Origin of the sequence: Weissella sagaensis (assembly GCF_005405285.1) — a bacterium.
GTDB lineage: Bacteria > Bacillota > Bacilli > Lactobacillales > Lactobacillaceae > Weissella > Weissella sagaensis.
Genome location: NZ_BJDT01000003.1, coordinates 112,268 through 127,903, shown reverse-complemented (window position 1 = coordinate 127,903; position 15,636 = coordinate 112,268). Strand labels below are relative to the sequence as shown.

At 35.5% G+C, this 15,636-nt stretch carries 13 protein-coding genes; 9 read left to right on the top strand and 4 right to left on the bottom strand.

Annotation, left to right across the window (positions count from 1 at the left end):
* The first annotated feature begins 140 nt into the window (after positions 1–140).
* From FFM55_RS04320 to FFM55_RS04300, 5 genes are all read left to right on the top strand, one after another.
* The gene (locus FFM55_RS04320; RefSeq protein ID WP_042493904.1) at positions 141–3,578 is read left to right on the top strand and encodes a pyruvate carboxylase; all 3,438 of its coding nucleotides are present in this window, start codon (positions 141–143) and stop codon (positions 3,576–3,578) included.
* Positions 3,579–3,714: 136 nt separating this feature from the next.
* Complete coding sequence (locus tag FFM55_RS04315) at positions 3,715–4,350, top strand: hypothetical protein (protein ID WP_137600555.1); 636 nt, start codon at positions 3,715–3,717, stop codon at positions 4,348–4,350.
* Between the two features lie 185 nt (positions 4,351–4,535).
* Positions 4,536–4,685, top strand: a complete 150-nt coding sequence (gene rpmG / locus FFM55_RS04310; RefSeq protein ID WP_002827335.1) for a 50S ribosomal protein L33 — start codon at positions 4,536–4,538, stop codon at positions 4,683–4,685.
* Positions 4,686–4,687: 2 nt separating this feature from the next.
* Complete coding sequence (gene rpsN / locus FFM55_RS04305; protein ID WP_042493910.1) at positions 4,688–4,957, top strand: 30S ribosomal protein S14; 270 nt, start codon at positions 4,688–4,690, stop codon at positions 4,955–4,957.
* A gap of 136 nt (positions 4,958–5,093) precedes the next feature.
* Positions 5,094–6,293, top strand: a complete 1,200-nt coding sequence (locus FFM55_RS04300) for an SAM-dependent methyltransferase (RefSeq protein ID WP_137600554.1) — start codon at positions 5,094–5,096, stop codon at positions 6,291–6,293.
* A gap of 65 nt (positions 6,294–6,358) precedes the next feature.
* On the opposite strand, the gene FFM55_RS04295 is transcribed toward FFM55_RS04300, so the two are convergent.
* The 3 genes from FFM55_RS04295 to FFM55_RS04285 are packed head-to-tail and all read right to left on the bottom strand — an operon-like array spanning position 6,359 to position 7,808.
* Entirely contained in the window at positions 6,359–6,712 is a 354-nt protein-coding gene (locus FFM55_RS04295) for a hypothetical protein (protein WP_042493915.1), read from the bottom strand.
* A 57-nt stretch (positions 6,713–6,769) separates the two neighbouring features.
* Positions 6,770–7,330, bottom strand: a complete 561-nt coding sequence (locus FFM55_RS04290; RefSeq protein WP_042493917.1) for a hypothetical protein — start codon at positions 7,328–7,330, stop codon at positions 6,770–6,772.
* Positions 7,278–7,808, bottom strand: coding sequence for a helix-turn-helix domain-containing protein (locus FFM55_RS04285; protein ID WP_042493919.1), 531 nt, complete (start codon positions 7,806–7,808; stop codon positions 7,278–7,280). The genes FFM55_RS04290 and FFM55_RS04285 overlap by 53 nt, the downstream gene beginning before the upstream one ends.
* A gap of 310 nt (positions 7,809–8,118) precedes the next feature.
* Here FFM55_RS04285 and FFM55_RS04280 point away from each other — a divergent pair, with 310 nt between their 5' ends.
* The gene (locus tag FFM55_RS04280) at positions 8,119–11,043 is read left to right on the top strand and encodes a lectin-like domain-containing protein (RefSeq protein ID WP_170999654.1); all 2,925 of its coding nucleotides are present in this window, start codon (positions 8,119–8,121) and stop codon (positions 11,041–11,043) included.
* Between the two features lie 202 nt (positions 11,044–11,245).
* A complete protein-coding gene (locus tag FFM55_RS04275) occupies positions 11,246–12,355 on the top strand; it encodes an SLC13 family permease (RefSeq protein WP_137600552.1) in 1,110 nt (369 codons plus the stop codon).
* A gap of 40 nt (positions 12,356–12,395) precedes the next feature.
* On the opposite strand, the gene FFM55_RS04270 is transcribed toward FFM55_RS04275, so the two are convergent.
* Entirely contained in the window at positions 12,396–13,052 is a 657-nt protein-coding gene (locus tag FFM55_RS04270; protein ID WP_042493925.1) for an NAD(P)H-binding protein, read from the bottom strand.
* 195 nt (positions 13,053–13,247) lie between these two features.
* On the opposite strand from FFM55_RS04270, the gene FFM55_RS04265 reads away from it, so the two are divergent.
* Both FFM55_RS04265 and FFM55_RS04260 read left to right on the top strand, forming a co-directional pair.
* On the top strand, positions 13,248–14,063 hold the full coding sequence (locus FFM55_RS04265) for an AraC family transcriptional regulator (RefSeq protein ID WP_042493927.1): 816 nt from the start codon (positions 13,248–13,250) through the stop codon (positions 14,061–14,063).
* Positions 14,064–14,207: 144 nt separating this feature from the next.
* A complete protein-coding gene (locus tag FFM55_RS04260; RefSeq protein WP_137600551.1) occupies positions 14,208–15,629 on the top strand; it encodes a glycoside-pentoside-hexuronide (GPH):cation symporter in 1,422 nt (473 codons plus the stop codon).
* Positions 15,630–15,636: the final 7 nt, after the last annotated feature.

Genomic DNA, 15,636 nt, shown 5'->3' with positions numbered 1-15,636 from the left:
GCCACTTAAAAACCGTAATATTTGCGCTATATACTATTTTATGGTAGTGTATAGCGCTTTTTTTTGGTAAAATAAATTAGATGTTTATCATAAAATGTGAAAATAAGGTAGGCATACAAAGACACGGGGGATTCAACTAAATGAAAAAGTTGTTGATTGCAAACCGAGGTGAAATTGCTGTTCGCTTAATTCGAGCAGCTAAGGAACTCGGAATAAAAACGGTAGCAATCTTTGCAAAAGAAGATGAATTTGCCGTTCATCGTTTTAAGGCTGATGAAGCATATCAAGTTGGTGCAGGCAAAGCCCCAATTGCTGCATATTTGGATATTGATGATATTATCCGTATTGCAAAGCAAGCCGGTGCCGATGCAATTCATCCAGGTTATGGTTTTCTATCAGAGAACGCTGATTTTGTAGCTGCAGTTGAAGCAGCTGGTATTAAATTTGTCGGTCCAAAAGTTGAACATTTAAAAATGTTTGGTGACAAAATTGTTGCTAAGCAAACAGCTATAAAGGCTGATGTACCAACAGTTCCTGGTACAGATCATCCCGTTGCGGATGTCGCTGAGGCATTAGCTTTTGGTGAAACGCATGGGTATCCATTGTTTGTTAAGTCAGCTGCTGGTGGTGGTGGCCGTGGTATGCGAGTTGTTGAGCATGCTGAAGAACTTAAAGAAGCGTTTGAACGTGCTGCTTCGGAAGCACAACAAAGTTTTGGTAAGCCCGATATTTATTTAGAGAAATATCTAAAGGATCCACAACACGTTGAAATCCAAATTTTAGCTGATGAACATGGGGAGGTTATGCATCTATTCGAGCGTGACTCATCCGTTCAACGTCGCCATCAAAAAATTATTGAATTTGCACCGGCGGTTTCAGTATCTGTTAATATGCGACAACGTATTCAAGATGCTGCACTACGTTTAATGCGTAGTGTTGACTATCAAAATGCCGGTACGGTTGAATTTTTAGTAGAGGGTGATAATTTTTATTTCATTGAAGTTAACCCACGTGTTCAGGTTGAACATACCGTTACAGAAGAGGTGACGGGTGTCGATATCGTTAAATCACAACTTTTAATTGCTCAGGGCTATCGTCTACATGAAGCTCCATTGAATATCCCGATGCAAGACCAATTAACAGCTAATGGTGTTGCAATTCAATCACGTATTACAACAGAAGATCCAGCTAATGATTTCATGCCTGATACAGGTAAAATTGAGTGGTATCGTTCACCAGGTGGAACTGGTGTCCGTTTAGATGCAGGTAATGTATTTGCAGGCGCAACGGTTACACCATATTTTGATTCACTATTAGTTAAGTTAGTGACACGCGGATCTGATTTTACAGCGGCTGTTGATAAAATGCAGCGCGCATTGGATGAGTTTGTTATTCGTGGCGTGAAAACAAATATTCCATTCTTGAAGAATGTTTTTGCGCATCCAACATTTAGAAGTGCTTCAGCACCAACAACTTTTGTTGATAAGCACACTGAATTATTTGAAATTTTGCCAGACAAGGATCCTGAACGTAAGGTATTACGCTATGTTGCCGAGACGACTGTTAACGGGTTCCCTGGTTTGGATCATAACCGACCAAGAATTTATACCGCAAACACTATTGAACCAGCTAAAGACATTGTTTTGCCAAGTGATTTGGTAACTGCTAAGGATGTTTTAGATAGTAAAGGTCCACGGGGTGTGGTTGATTGGTTGAAACAACAAGATAAGGTATTGCTAACAGATACTACAATGCGAGATGCCCATCAATCGTTGTTTGCAACACGCTTGCGTACAAAAGATATGGCAGCTATTGCAACAGATGTACAAAATGCATTGCCTAATTTATTCTCAAGTGAGATGTGGGGAGGTGCTACTTTTGACACAGCTTATCGTTTCTTGGGAGAAGATCCTTGGGAACGTTTGCGTATCCTACGTGAGAAGATGCCACGTACATTGACACAAATGTTGTTTAGAGGTTCTAACGCTGTTGGTTATCAAAATTATCCAGATAATGTATTGCAAGAATTCATTAAATTAGCAGCAACTAATGGGATGGACGTATTCCGTATCTTTGATAGTTTGAACTGGTTACCACAGATGGAAAAGTCAATTCAATATGTTCGCGATAATAATAAGCTTGCTGAAGTTGCCATGGCATATACAGGTGATATCTTAGATACAAGTCGTACAAAGTATAATTTGAAGTATTACACTGATTTTGCACAAGAATTAGTTGATGCTGGTGCACACATTATTGCGATTAAGGATATGGCTGGACTATTAAAACCAGAGGCTGCTTATCAATTAGTTAGTGCGTTGAAAGATACAGTCGATGTGCCAATTCATCTACACACACATGATACGACTGGTAATGGTGTGTACACCTATGCACGCGCGGTTGATGCGGGTGTTGATATTATTGATGTGGCAATGTCCGCTTTCTCTGGTGCAACGTCACAACCTTCAATGGGGGCAGTTTATTATTCATTAAGTGGTAATAAGCGTCAACCTGAAGTAAATGTTGATGCTGCAAATAAAATTAATGATTATTGGACGAGTGTGCGCCCTTATTATCGTGACTTTGCGAGTGCAACAAGCAGTACACAAACGGATATTTTCGAAGTTGAAATGCCTGGTGGTCAGTATTCTAACTTACAACAACAAGCACAAGCGTTACGCTTAGGAGATCGCTGGTCTGATATTAAGAAGATGTACGTTACAGTTAATAAAATGTTCGGCGATATTATTAAGGTGACACCATCATCTAAGGTTGTTGGGGATATGACTTTGTTCATGATTCAAAATGATTTGACGCCTGAAAAGGTTCTTGCTGAAGGGCAAACAATTGATTTCCCACAATCAGTCGTTGATTTCTTTGCCGGCGATTTGGGACAACCTGTTGGTGGTTTCCCTAAGGAGCTACAATCAGTTGTTTTGAAGGGACGCAAATCCATTACTGTACGTCCAGGTGCTTTAAGTGAACCCGTAGACTTTGCGCAACAAGAAGCAACTCTGGCACGTAAGTTAAAGCGTCAGCCAACGCCAGAAGAAGTAATTTCTTATATTTTGTATCCAAAGGTTTTCTTGGATTATGTTGCTAAATTTGATAACTTCGGCCCAATGACATTGCTTGATACACCAACTTTTTTCCAAGGAATGCGTATAGGTGAACGAGTAGATGTCCAATTAGGCACTGGCAAAACAGCTATTTTCCAACTTGAGGAAATTGGTGAACCAAGTGCTAAAGGTATTCGGACGCTTTACTTTGATGTTAACGGAACACCATTAGAAGTTGATGTACAAGATGCAAGTGTTCAAACAACAACAATAGTAAGACGTAAAGCCGAGCCAACTAATGAAAATGAGATTGGTGCCACTATGGCGGGCAGTGTCTTGTCAGTTGATGTGGTTGATGGCCAGACGTTTAAGCAAGGTGATACGTTGTTGGTTACCGAGGCAATGAAGATGGAAACAACCATTCAAGCACCATTTAACGGTATTGTTAAGCAAATTCATGTTGCTGATGGTGATGTCGTTGACGGTGGTGATTTATTATTAGAGATAGAATCTAATTAAATTATTAGTGATGATAAAGAGCGTAAAGATACTTCATCTGATAAAGTTAATTTTATGAGCTTGCTGTTCAAAAAAATTTTCGTTATATTGGTGATAGGGCTTTTGCTCTTTTTTATTTTATACAATTGAGGAGAAAATGATGCAACTGTGGTGGCAGAAAAAAATTATTATTGGGGCAGGAATGGTAGGAAGTCTGTTATTGATACTACAAAGTGTCCTTGGAACGTTGGCCTGGCCAACTTATAAAATTGGTCCGTATCCAGTAGCTATGTTGACTGCTAAAGGAACCCCCTATGAATTGGGCTTTAGAATGTTGCAATTGATTGCGGGGATGCTTATTTTAGTAACATTAATTTCATTAATTAAATATGCCATTGCAACCAAAAAGAATAAATTCAACCGTGATCTACGTTGGTTGTCACTAATTTGGTTGATTTGGATGGTTTTACAATTTGTGTGGCCAATTACATTAGACGTTGCGATTACAGTGACGCCGATTTCTGTTAGAGATGTTGTGTTTGGTCTGGTGATTATTGGATTGGGCGTTAGCTTGATACAATTAGGACGTTCAGCTCAAGAAAATCAGTTTGAGTCATTAAGCAATGCAGTAACCTTATTAGGTATTTTGTATATCTTGTTTAATTTTCTAACATATGTCGTCACACTACTGGGCTGGCCGGTGAATGGTTTTCTAGATGTTATAGCTAATGACGTTATAACTGTTGCAATGGGATTTGTTAGTTGGTATTTTATGCGTTTAGCTGAATCATAAAATAATATTTATTTTTTTCAAGCAAAAGTCTTGCTATTTCGCTAAAACATGTGTAATATAAGTATTTGTAATTTACTAGCTATATTGTAACGGCGCAAGCTTGGGGGTTAGTTTAATGCAGCTGATCCTGTCGTTCAAATTAGTGGCGGGGGGCACCCCGCAAATAAATTCAAGGAGTTATGTTAATGCGCATTAACATTTTATTAGAAGCCGCCGAAACCGGTGAGCGTATCTACTTGACTTCTAAGAACCGTCGTAACACGCCAGACCGTTTGGAGCTTAAGAAATATTCTCCAAAGTTGCGTCGTGTTACAGTGTTCAAGGAGGTAAAGTAATCATGGCTAAAAAGTCAAAGATCGCTAAGGAAAAGAAGATTGAAGCAACTGTAGAGAAGTACGCTGCAAAGCGTGCTGAACTAAAGGCTGCTGGGGATTACGTTGGTTTGTCAAAGTTGCCTCGCAACGCTTCACCTGTTCGTATCCACCGTCGTGATAAGATTGATGGTCGTCCACGTGCATACATGCGTGAGTTTGGTATGTCACGTTTGAACTTCCGTGAATTGGCACACAAGGGTCAAATTCCTGGTGTTAAGAAGGCTTCATGGTAAAATTTTTACCATAAAGAATTAAAGAACCTCCACATTAATGTGGCGGTTCTTTTTTTTATTTGTGTTTTATATGTCCTTGACACAGAGGCGTACAATAGAGGTATATATATTTTATTGTTTGTGAGGTTTAAAAAGTATGTTACAAAAGAAAGTTTTAAATAAGCTATTAGCAAGTGCGTTTAATGTACCTGTTAAGGTAACCTATTGGGACGGCAAGACTGAAGAATATGGTCAAGGTCAATCTGATATTCATGTTACTTTTAACAAAAAGCTTGATTTAAAGCGCATGGCAAAAGTACCAACACTAGAATTAGCCGAAGCGTACATGAGACGAGATATTGAAATTGATGGTAGTATTCAAGAACTTGTTAAAGCAGCATATAATCAATCAGATAGTTTTTTGACGGATCAAAGTGGCTTTACTGGTGCATTACTGTCAAAATTTACGTCTTCCCACGATAAAGAAACGTCTAAAGAAGATATTCAAAGTCATTATGATATTGGAAATGATTTTTATCAAAAATGGTTGGATGACACAATGACATATTCTTGTGCTTATTGGGCACGTGATGATATGACATTAGAAGAAGCCCAAATTGCTAAAGTCCACCATATTTTAGATAAATTAAACAGTCAACCAGGCAAGAAACTGCTAGATATTGGTTCAGGTTGGGGAACTTTGATTATTACAGCTGCACAAGATTATGATCTTGAAACATATGGTGTAACACTTTCTGAAGAACAATATAATTACACGATCCAACGTGTTAAAGAATTAGGCTTGGAAGATAAAGTTCACGTTATGTTAAAAGATTATCGTGATATTGAACAACAATTCGATTACATTACATCTGTAGGAATGTTTGAACATGTTGGTAAGGATAACTTGGCAGAATATTTTGCAGATGTTGCAAAATATCTTGTGCCCAATGGTCGTGCTTTAATTCACGGTATTACAGGGCAACATTATGGTGCAGGAGTTGATCCATTTATCGAAAAGTATATTTTCCCTGGTGGCTATATTCCAAACGTCGTTGAAAATATGACGCACATTATGGATGCTGGTTTGCAATTAGATGATCTTGAACCATTACGTCGTCATTACCAAAAGACATTGGAACACTGGACAGCAAATTATCATAAAGTATATGATGAGACCGTTAAAGAGTACGGTGAACAATTTGCTCGTATGTGGGACTTGTATTTACAAGCATGTGCAGCTTCATTTGAAGCAGGTAATATTGATGTCATGCAATTCTTAATTACTAAAGGACCTGCAGGCCATGATTTGCCAATGAATCGCGCTTATATGACAGCTCGTGATAATAATAAATAAAATAAATAAAGCCGAGTAGCACCTGTTGGGGTTCTGCTCGGCTTTTTATTTGAAATAAAAAATAATTAAATGTTATTTTCTTCATGTTGCGATTGAATGAATTCGTCTAGGTTAATCCAGTCAATAATGTCAGGATCGTCTTTCCAAATAAATTCATTTTCAAAATTTGGATCATGCGTATCTGATATTAAAATATCAGTTTTATTAGAGGTGCTTTTTTCGATATGAATATTTAACCGTTTTGAATTTTCTAAACGGTTAATAACGTAATTTTCACGTAATTGTTGTGAAAAATCGACAGCTATGTAAATAGGACTTTCATAATAATGAGGGAAAAGTTCATTAGCAATATTTAGTGTGTATTGCGTATAAATATAATTTAATGGTACTTTATCACTGCCAAAGTTAGTATCTTTCATATATGTCTTGATCAAGACATGTCTTAATTTTTTAATATTGGCATTATTATCAATTTCTTATGGAAACCAATTGTGTTGGGTTAATAAGTCAATAATCAGAAATGGCGATATTGATTTTGCATTAATTTTAATAAGCTGTTTGTAAAAATTTTTAAATTTGTCAATATCTACCTCAGTATCAATAATTTTTTTGGTTAACTTAGTTTGACTATCAGTTAAATTAATAATATTTTGATGATGGGCTAACACAATTAGATTTTCCAGAGGTATTTGTTGTACTGAAATCAGAAAAGTAATAAACAATCTTGTTTGTAAAAGATGTTCTCCTTGAGGAATACGCCAAGTTTCTCTTAGATGGTTATTAAATAAGTCGAGCTTATGACTTGGATTTAATTTTAATAAAGATTGATTATCATTTTCATCCAAACTATGCTTATTTTGGATTGAACGGAAAAAATTAACAATTGCAAAATGTAATGTTTGTTGTCGTTGACTATTATTAGGTGTATTGCCTAATAATATGGCTGAATACGTAATACTGTTGTTTACTTTGGTTATAAAATCTTCAGGTAAAGTGTTTTGTAGTAAAGGATTGGCAAAAAAAATCAAAATATTCAAGAATACGAAAACTAATGTATCTTAACTGGGATTCGTGTTCCTTAAGGTAATTGATGTTTTTACTACCAATATCACTTTTTAATTGTTTTTTTAATCTGAAATAAGTTGCTGAACTAATCCCAATATCAGCTTGGAATTCATTATCTGATAATTGTTTAGGATTTAAAACAATGTGTAAGAATATTAGAAACTTTATAGATTTTTTAGCTGATTGCGTGATGATTTCTCTTAGTATAGATTGATCAATATCTTCACAAGTAACAATATTTTGATCAACAGATAGTTTTAAATTAGAAATTTCTTCTTTAAGAATCGTACCATTGGCAATAATATCTTTAATTTTATATCGACTTAGTCCAAGGTTTTTTTGTAGTTGTTCAATTGAATAGGTATGCTTTCGTGTGTTAAAAAATAATTCAAAAAAGCGAATAACCTGATATTGGTCATCATCAATGAAGTGTGCATAGTATGGAAGCATAAAAATAATCCCCTAAAAATTTAATAAACGAATCATATTATATTTGAAGATTTTTTTCAAATAGTAACTATTAATTAACAGTACTTTAATATGTGTTGTTTAGTAATACTGTTATACATCATTTTTGTGTTTTTTATACTAATAAAAAGTAACAAAAATTATCTTATTTTTTTAAATTCATAAAAAGTTGATATTTTATTATCGATTCCTTTTTTTATGAAAAGGCTTTCCTAATGAATAATATTTAACTAGTTTGTGCTCAGTTAAATTATTAATTGGGGAATTTTGAAATGAGATGAGAGATTTGATAATGGGTCAAAATAAAATTCATTATAAAATGTATAAAGATGGTAAAAAGTGGGTATTTACAGGTTTAGCTGTTACGACAATCAGCATTGGATTGACTAGCATGGATATTAATGTTTATGCTGATCAGGATATTACTACGGTTGGGACTAAGCAGTTCGGAAACATTGATGGCAAAAGTTTGACATCAGAAGCGGCAACAACGGAAGAAGTTGTACCAGAAAGTGAAGCAGCGGCAACGGAAGAAGCTGTACCAGAAAGTGAAGCGGCAACAACGGAAGAAGTTGTTGAAGCGGCCACAACGGAAGAAGTTGTATCAGAAAGTGAAGCGGCAACAACGGAAGAAGTTGTATCAGAAAGTGAAGCGGCAACAACGGAAGAAGTTGTATCAGAAAGTGAAGCGGCAACAACGGAAGAAGTTGTACCAGAAAGTGAAGTAGCAGCGACAGAAGAACCTGCAGAAAAAAGCGCGGCGGCTGTAACCGGATTAGCAACACCAGAAGCTGGATTGGTAAAGCAAAATCATGACAGAGATAGTATTGTTCGACTTTCTTACAAGGATGCAATTAATCAATTGGCAGATATTAATCAAGACTATACAAAAATTACAAAAGATAACTTCTTAGATTTTTTTGTTCTGAATAAAGATGCTAGCTATGATAAGAAAAACGGTATTGTCACTTTAACAAAAAATAGACAAGATCAAGTTGGAAATTTTACGCTTAAAAATAAGATTAATTTAGATTATGACTTTACTTTGTCAGGGTCTGTTAATTTAGGTGCTAATGCTTCTGGTGCTGATGGCATTGGTATTGCTTTCCATGATGGTAAAACCAGTGATGTCGGTATTTCAGGTGGTAACTTAGGGATTGCTGGGCTGGAAAACGCTTTTGGATTTAAATTAGATTCTTGGTATAACAGTGCAACTCGACCAAATTCAAACGCTACAACTGAATCAAATAAGTTTGGTTGGGATAAGGATCCTGTCCGTGGTCCTTTTGGTAGTTTTGTGACAACAACGTATAAGAAACCACAAGGTGGTAGAGATAATGTATGGTGGGCAGAGACTGAGCAACAAAAAGGGAAAAACGGTTATCAAATATTAGATCGTAATATTTATGATGGTGATTTTCATTATTTTTTAATTGATTATAATGGAAATTCACACAGAATGACGATTACTTTAAAACAAAGAAATAATTTTCTCGTTTGGGAACAAGAAGTAGATGTTAATAATTTTAATAATAAGTTAGCTGCATTTATGATGTCAGGTTCTACTGGTGGGGCAACTAATTTACAACAATTTAGAATTGATGAATTTAATTATGTAGCAGGACAAACAGCATATGTTCATTATTTTGATAAGACAACAGGAGAGGAATTATCTGTTGATGAAGTAACGGGACAATCTGGGAGTACCATTGAATACACTACTAGTAATGAAATAGATAATTATGAAAATAAAGGGTATATTCTGGACAGTGATGAATTTACACCAGGATCAGTATTTGATAATGATATTAGTGTTGATCAAAATTATGCTGTTTATTTCGTGCATGGTGTGACACCGGTTAATCCGGACAACCCCCAAGAACCCGGCACACCGATCAATCCAGAAAATCCCGATGGGCCAAAGTGGCCAGACGGCAGTGATCAGACGTCCTTGACAGCTGATGTGAACCAAACAATTCATTACCAATACGCTGATGGGACAATGGCAGCCGCTGATAAGACTGATGCCGTTCACTTTACGCACCAAATCCAGGTGGATAAGGTGACTGGTGAAATTGTGCAAGATGATGGTTGGCAAGCAGTTGATGGCAAGGATAACTTCGATAGTAAGGAATCACCTGTCATTGCGGGTTACACGCCAAGTCAAGCCAACAGTGAGGCAGTTGATGGCTTAACTTATGATAGTCAAGATAATGAACAAACGATTATCTACATGGCCAATGAAGAAAAAGCCCAAGTTAGTTATATTGATGACACGACGGGTGACGTGATTAGTGCGGATCAATTAAGCGGTGCTTACGGGACAACTGATGATTACCGAACAGTGGATAAGATTACAGGATACGAGAATCAAGGTTATGAATTGGTTTCCGATAACTATCCAACTGATGGTGTGGTTTACGATCAAGCTGGTGGGGTTAAGCAATATGAAGTGCACTTCGTGCATGGTGTGACACCGGTTAATCCGGACAACCCCCAAGAACCTGGCACACCAATTAATCCAGAAGATCCGGATGGGCCAAAGTGGCCTGATGGGACCGATAAGACATCCTTGACAGCTGATGTGCACCAAACAATTCATTACCAATACGCTGATGGGACAATGGCCGCCGCTGATAAGACTGATGCTGTTCACTTTACGCACCAAATCCAGGTGGATAAGGTAACTGGTGAAATCGTGCAAGACGATGGTTGGCAAGCAGTTGATGGCAAGGATAACTTCGATAGTAAGGAATCACCTGTCATTGCGGGTTACACGTCAAGTCAAGCCAACAGTGCAGTCGTTGATGGCTTAACTTATGATAGTCAAGATAATGAACAAACGATTATCTATACAATGAACCAGGAACCAGGCATATCGATAAAACCAGATAAGCCAAATAATCCAAAAGATGTCATTAAACCAAATTCTGAATCAAATTCATCTGAAACACTAAATGAACCCAATGTTCTAGATGAAACAACCTCAGTATTTGGCCAAGCAACAAGTCAAACAATATTTGATCAGTCGCTTCAAGAAAAATCACAGACGACAATAGCGGGTGAGAATAAAAGGACAGATAAACCAGACTTGCCTCAAACTGGTGTCCATGATAGCCAATATAATACTAAGAAAATTGGTGTATCGATATTGTCTATATTAGCCATTTTGTTAAGCTTAGTTGGTTTAGGTAGTAAGAAAAACTTTGATGATTAAAATAAGTCAGTAAATAATTATTAACGTCGTTGCGTATAAATTTGAAGCAGCAACTTATCACGAATGATATGATAAGTTGCTGCTTATTTTTTTAAAAAGTAAGTTAGGCGTATACTATGTTATATAGGGTTTGTTATACTGAAATTTAAAAGTTAATAAATATTAACTATATTATCTAGAAAATGAAATAGGGAAATGTCAAATGCCAGTATTTATTTCGAAGATTATAAATGATCGTACTTTATGGATAACATCATTTTTATTGGTTCTTATGTTAGTTTTTGGATCAGTCAAGATTCAAGATATAGATTTTCAAACAATTAGTGCATTATTATCATTAATGATTTTAATCGGATTATTTGAAAAAGAAGATTTGTTAAAATATATTGCAATAATCATTATAAAAAAATGTCAAACAACCAGGCAAGTACAATTAACAGTCTTTTTGTTGGTTTTCTTTGGTGCCATGCTTTTAACAAATGATGTTGCTATTCTAACGTTTATTCCGATATTTATCGTTATTGCTCAAAAAATTAATATTAAACCGGTATTACCAATTATCTTGCTAACAATATTTGCGAATCTTGGAAGTTCAATAACACCTTTTGGTAATCCACAAAATATTTTTCTAGCAAATTATTATCATTTGAATGCAGGGGCATTCTTTAAAATGTCGTTGCCATTAGGTATTATTAGTTTGATTAGCTTATTATTGAGTAGTTATTTATTTAAATCAGAACCATTAGATGATTTAACTTTAACAATACCGAATATTCGGATTAAACAGACAATATTGTTATTAATAGGTAGCGTTATTGTACTCGCAGGGTTGTTGCATTTAGTGCCAATTAGCATATCATTGTTGACAAGTATCATATTAACAATTGTTATTGATTATAAAAATTTTGTAACTGTTGACTATGGCATTATTATTTTATTCATGGAACTATTTTTAATTGTGGGTGGTTTAAGTCGTGTACCAATAATTGTATCGCTATTTAAAAAATTAACGATGACTGAAATAGGTGCTTTTACTTCGGGTGTTGGATTAAGTCAGGTGATTAGTAATGTGCCAGCAGCAGTGTTGTTGAGTGCTTTTACTGATCATATGTATGCCGTTTATTTGGGTGTATCTATTGGTGGATTGGGAACGATAATTGCTTCATTGGCAAATTTATTAGCCTGGCGTCAATACCAGCAACAAACAGATCATCAATCATTAGCGTTTCCACTTAAGTTAATGGTTGTTAATCTATGCTTTTTAATCATCTTTGTTCTAGTTGGAGTTGGTTTATTAATGATTGGTGATTAATTAAAATACCCCCCGCACAACTGTGCGGGGGATATTTTAATTAACCGTTTGTAACAATGAAACGTGATTGCTTGTGGCTTGGTGTAGTAATTTCATCAATAATTGCTTTTGCCATGGTATCGCTAGTTGTTTGCGAATTACCATTATCGTCAAATAGCATATCATCTTCACCATAAAGAATATTATCAGAAAGTTCACCAGGAACAAATAATTGACCAGGTGACACACCAACCCAGTTAACATTTTTAACATCTTTAAGGAAGTTAAATTCATATAATTGATTTTCTGGAATACTTTGCCATGCAGCATTTTCAGGATCAGATTTGATGTCATCATAAGCGTAATGACGGTCATCACCAGTACCAACAAAAGTGCTACCAGCACCTAAGATAAAGATAATACGTGGTGCATTAGTTTCACGTAATTCAGCAATTAGGTGTGCCGCTAAATCTGTGTGAAGATATGCTTGTTGAGGTGCTGTTGCAAAAGCATTTACGACCACATCAAATTGTTCTAAATCAACCTTTGTTAAATCAAAAGCGTCCTTTTCAATTACTTTGATATCTGCACCAAGTAGTTCTTTAGCTTTGTCTGCGCTACGAACGATAGCCGTAACGTCTAAGCCTGCAGTAAGGGCAGCTTTGAATGTTGCTGCACCAGCCATACCGGTTGCGCCAATAATACCAACTTTAGTCATAAAAAAACCTCCTGTAGATACTTAATTTATTTAATTACATTTTATAAGTAAATCGTTGAAAAAGCAATGTTCTAAAAAAATATTAGGCAAACCATAGCTAAAAGAATAAAATGATATATATGTAGCTAGCAATTGTATTTTAAAATTTCATAATGATGAAAATACGTTAAAAATTAAAGAAGAAATGAGAAAAATATGCGAGCATATTTCAATTTAGATGCCCAAGAGTTTCCGGTAACTGTTGAACATATTGGAGCAGAATGGCAACAAGATCAAATTATTAGATATCAAGGATTTCCCCATTTTCATTGGTTACAAACACAACATGGATCTGGTAACTTTTGGATAGGTAATAAACATTTAGTTTTACCACCTAATGCAGGCGTCTTAGTTTCGCCGGGTATTCCACATCGATATGAACCAGTAAATCAAAATGAAGGTTGGGAAGTTATTTTTGTTACATTTCAAGGTAAATTTGCTGAAGATTTTAATCAGCAAATAATGAATCGTGAATATGTTTACATTGCTCCTGAAAGAGGTGCAAAATTTACGCAACAAGTTGAGAAAATTATAGAAAATTTAGATCAACAGCCCGTTGATAATGAATGGGTATCAGCCTTATCATATTATTTACTATTATCATTAGGTCATGAAGAAATGTATCATGTCGACGTTAATCACCCTGATTTCAAACGATATGTAAAGCCTGCCATGAATTATATTTCAGAAAATTTTACAGATCACTTAACAATTACGGCGGTTGCTAAACATGTTAATGTGACACCTCAATATTTAGATAGATTGTTTCAAAAAATTATTAATCTAAGTCCTAAAGAATATTTATTACAAATTAGAATTAATCATGCTAAAAAATTACTTGTCTCACAAAAGCATTTGCGTGTTGTGGCAGTTGCCAATGAAAGTGGTTTTCGAGATGCCGCTTATTTTAGTCGTGTCTTCAAAAGAAAAACAGGGGTAACACCACTAAATTTTAGGAAATGGCAGACATAATGGACGTAAATATTGGTTAATCTATTAAACAAAGTTTCACTTTGTCCTTTTTTTTGGTTAAAATAGAACAAATATAAACTTGAAAGCGCTTTATCATTATTAATGTAAGAAATGCACATATATGTGCTTTGGAGGAATTTTTTTATGAAACAGACAAAACAGTACTTGTCTTATGCGGCAGGAGCTTTTGGTCATGATGCGTTTTACGCAACATTAAGTACTTATTTTATGATGTTCGTAACGAGTCAATTATTTAATACGTCGGATACTGGCTTTAATGATAAGATGATTGGTTGGGTAACAGGATTGATTGTTACGTTACGAATTGTGGAAATTATTTTTGATCCTGTTATTGGGGGAATCGTGGATAATACACGTACCCGTTGGGGAAAATTTAAGCCATGGTTGGTAGTTGCTGGTTTGATTAGTTCAATCTTATTGGTTGTGATTTTTACAGATTTTGGTGGTTTAAACGTTAGTCACCCAGTATTGTATATCGTGCTATTTGGAATTGTCTTTATTACGTTGGATGCTTTTTATTCATTTAAAGACGTTGCCTTCTGGTCAATGCTACCAGCTTTATCATTGGATAGTCGTAAGCGTGAAAAATTTGGAACAATCGCTCGTTTTGGTTCAACGCTAGGACAGCAAGGTGTACAAATTGTTGTTATTCCATTAGTAACATTGTTCTCATTAGCTTTTGTAGGCTCACATGCTGAAACAAAGACTGGTTGGTTCTGGTTTGCAATTGTGATTGCTGTTGTTGCTTACGTAGGAACATTATTAACTGTTTGGGGAACTAAAGAAGAAGACAATATTGTTCGCCGAAATACGGAAAAGTCTGGTATTAAAGAAATTTTTACAGCCGTTGCTAAAAATGATCAATTAATGTGGCAAGCTTTGTCATACTTCTTGTTTGCACTAGCATACGTCTCAACAAATTCAATGTTATTGTACTATTTCAAGTACGTTATGGGTGCAGGTGATAAATTCTACTTAGTGGGTATTTTCACAGCCATTGAAGGAATTATTGCCGTCGCAATTTTCCCAACTATTTCAAAGTATTTGTCACGTCGTACCATTTTCTTATCTGGCGCAATTATTATGTTAGTCGGATATGCATTATTCTTGTTCTCAGCAAATAGTTTACCATTGGTATTGCTAGCCATTACTTTGTTCTTCTCACCATATCCTATTCTGTTCTTGGTTGTTTTGATGACAATCACTGACTCAGTGGAATATGGACAATGGAAGTTAGGTATCCGTAACGAATCAGTTACGTTGTCACTACGTCCATTGATTGATAAGTTAGCAGGTGCTTTTGCTAATGGTATCGTTGGTATAGCTGCTGTCGCTGCTGGTATGACTGGAGCTGCAAAACCAGAAGATATTACATCAGCTGGGATGCAATCATTTAACTTGTTTATGTTCTATATTCCAATTATTTTGATTGTTATTTCTGTTATTATTTACTGGTTTAAAGTAACTTTGACAGAAAAAAAGCATGCACAAATTGTTATTGAACTTGAAAAGCGTTTACATGAAGAAGAGGCAAACAAAAATTAATTAAAGA

Coding starts and splice junctions, on each gene's coding strand:
- FFM55_RS04320 (WP_042493904.1), top strand. CDS start 141: ATGAAAAAGTTGTTGATTGCAAACCGAGGTGAAATTGCTGTTCGCTTA.
- FFM55_RS04315 (WP_137600555.1), top strand. CDS start 3,715: ATGATGCAACTGTGGTGGCAGAAAAAAATTATTATTGGGGCAGGAATG.
- rpmG (WP_002827335.1), top strand. CDS start 4,536: ATGCGCATTAACATTTTATTAGAAGCCGCCGAAACCGGTGAGCGTATC.
- rpsN (WP_042493910.1), top strand. CDS start 4,688: ATGGCTAAAAAGTCAAAGATCGCTAAGGAAAAGAAGATTGAAGCAACT.
- FFM55_RS04300 (WP_137600554.1), top strand. CDS start 5,094: ATGTTACAAAAGAAAGTTTTAAATAAGCTATTAGCAAGTGCGTTTAAT.
- FFM55_RS04295 (WP_042493915.1), bottom strand. CDS start 6,712: ATGAAAGATACTAACTTTGGCAGTGATAAAGTACCATTAAATTATATT.
- FFM55_RS04285 (WP_042493919.1), bottom strand. CDS start 7,808: ATGCTTCCATACTATGCACACTTCATTGATGATGACCAATATCAGGTT.
- FFM55_RS04280 (WP_170999654.1), top strand. CDS start 8,119: ATGGGTCAAAATAAAATTCATTATAAAATGTATAAAGATGGTAAAAAG.
- FFM55_RS04275 (WP_137600552.1), top strand. CDS start 11,246: ATGCCAGTATTTATTTCGAAGATTATAAATGATCGTACTTTATGGATA.
- FFM55_RS04270 (WP_042493925.1), bottom strand. CDS start 13,052: ATGACTAAAGTTGGTATTATTGGCGCAACCGGTATGGCTGGTGCAGCA.
- FFM55_RS04265 (WP_042493927.1), top strand. CDS start 13,248: ATGCGAGCATATTTCAATTTAGATGCCCAAGAGTTTCCGGTAACTGTT.
- FFM55_RS04260 (WP_137600551.1), top strand. CDS start 14,208: ATGAAACAGACAAAACAGTACTTGTCTTATGCGGCAGGAGCTTTTGGT.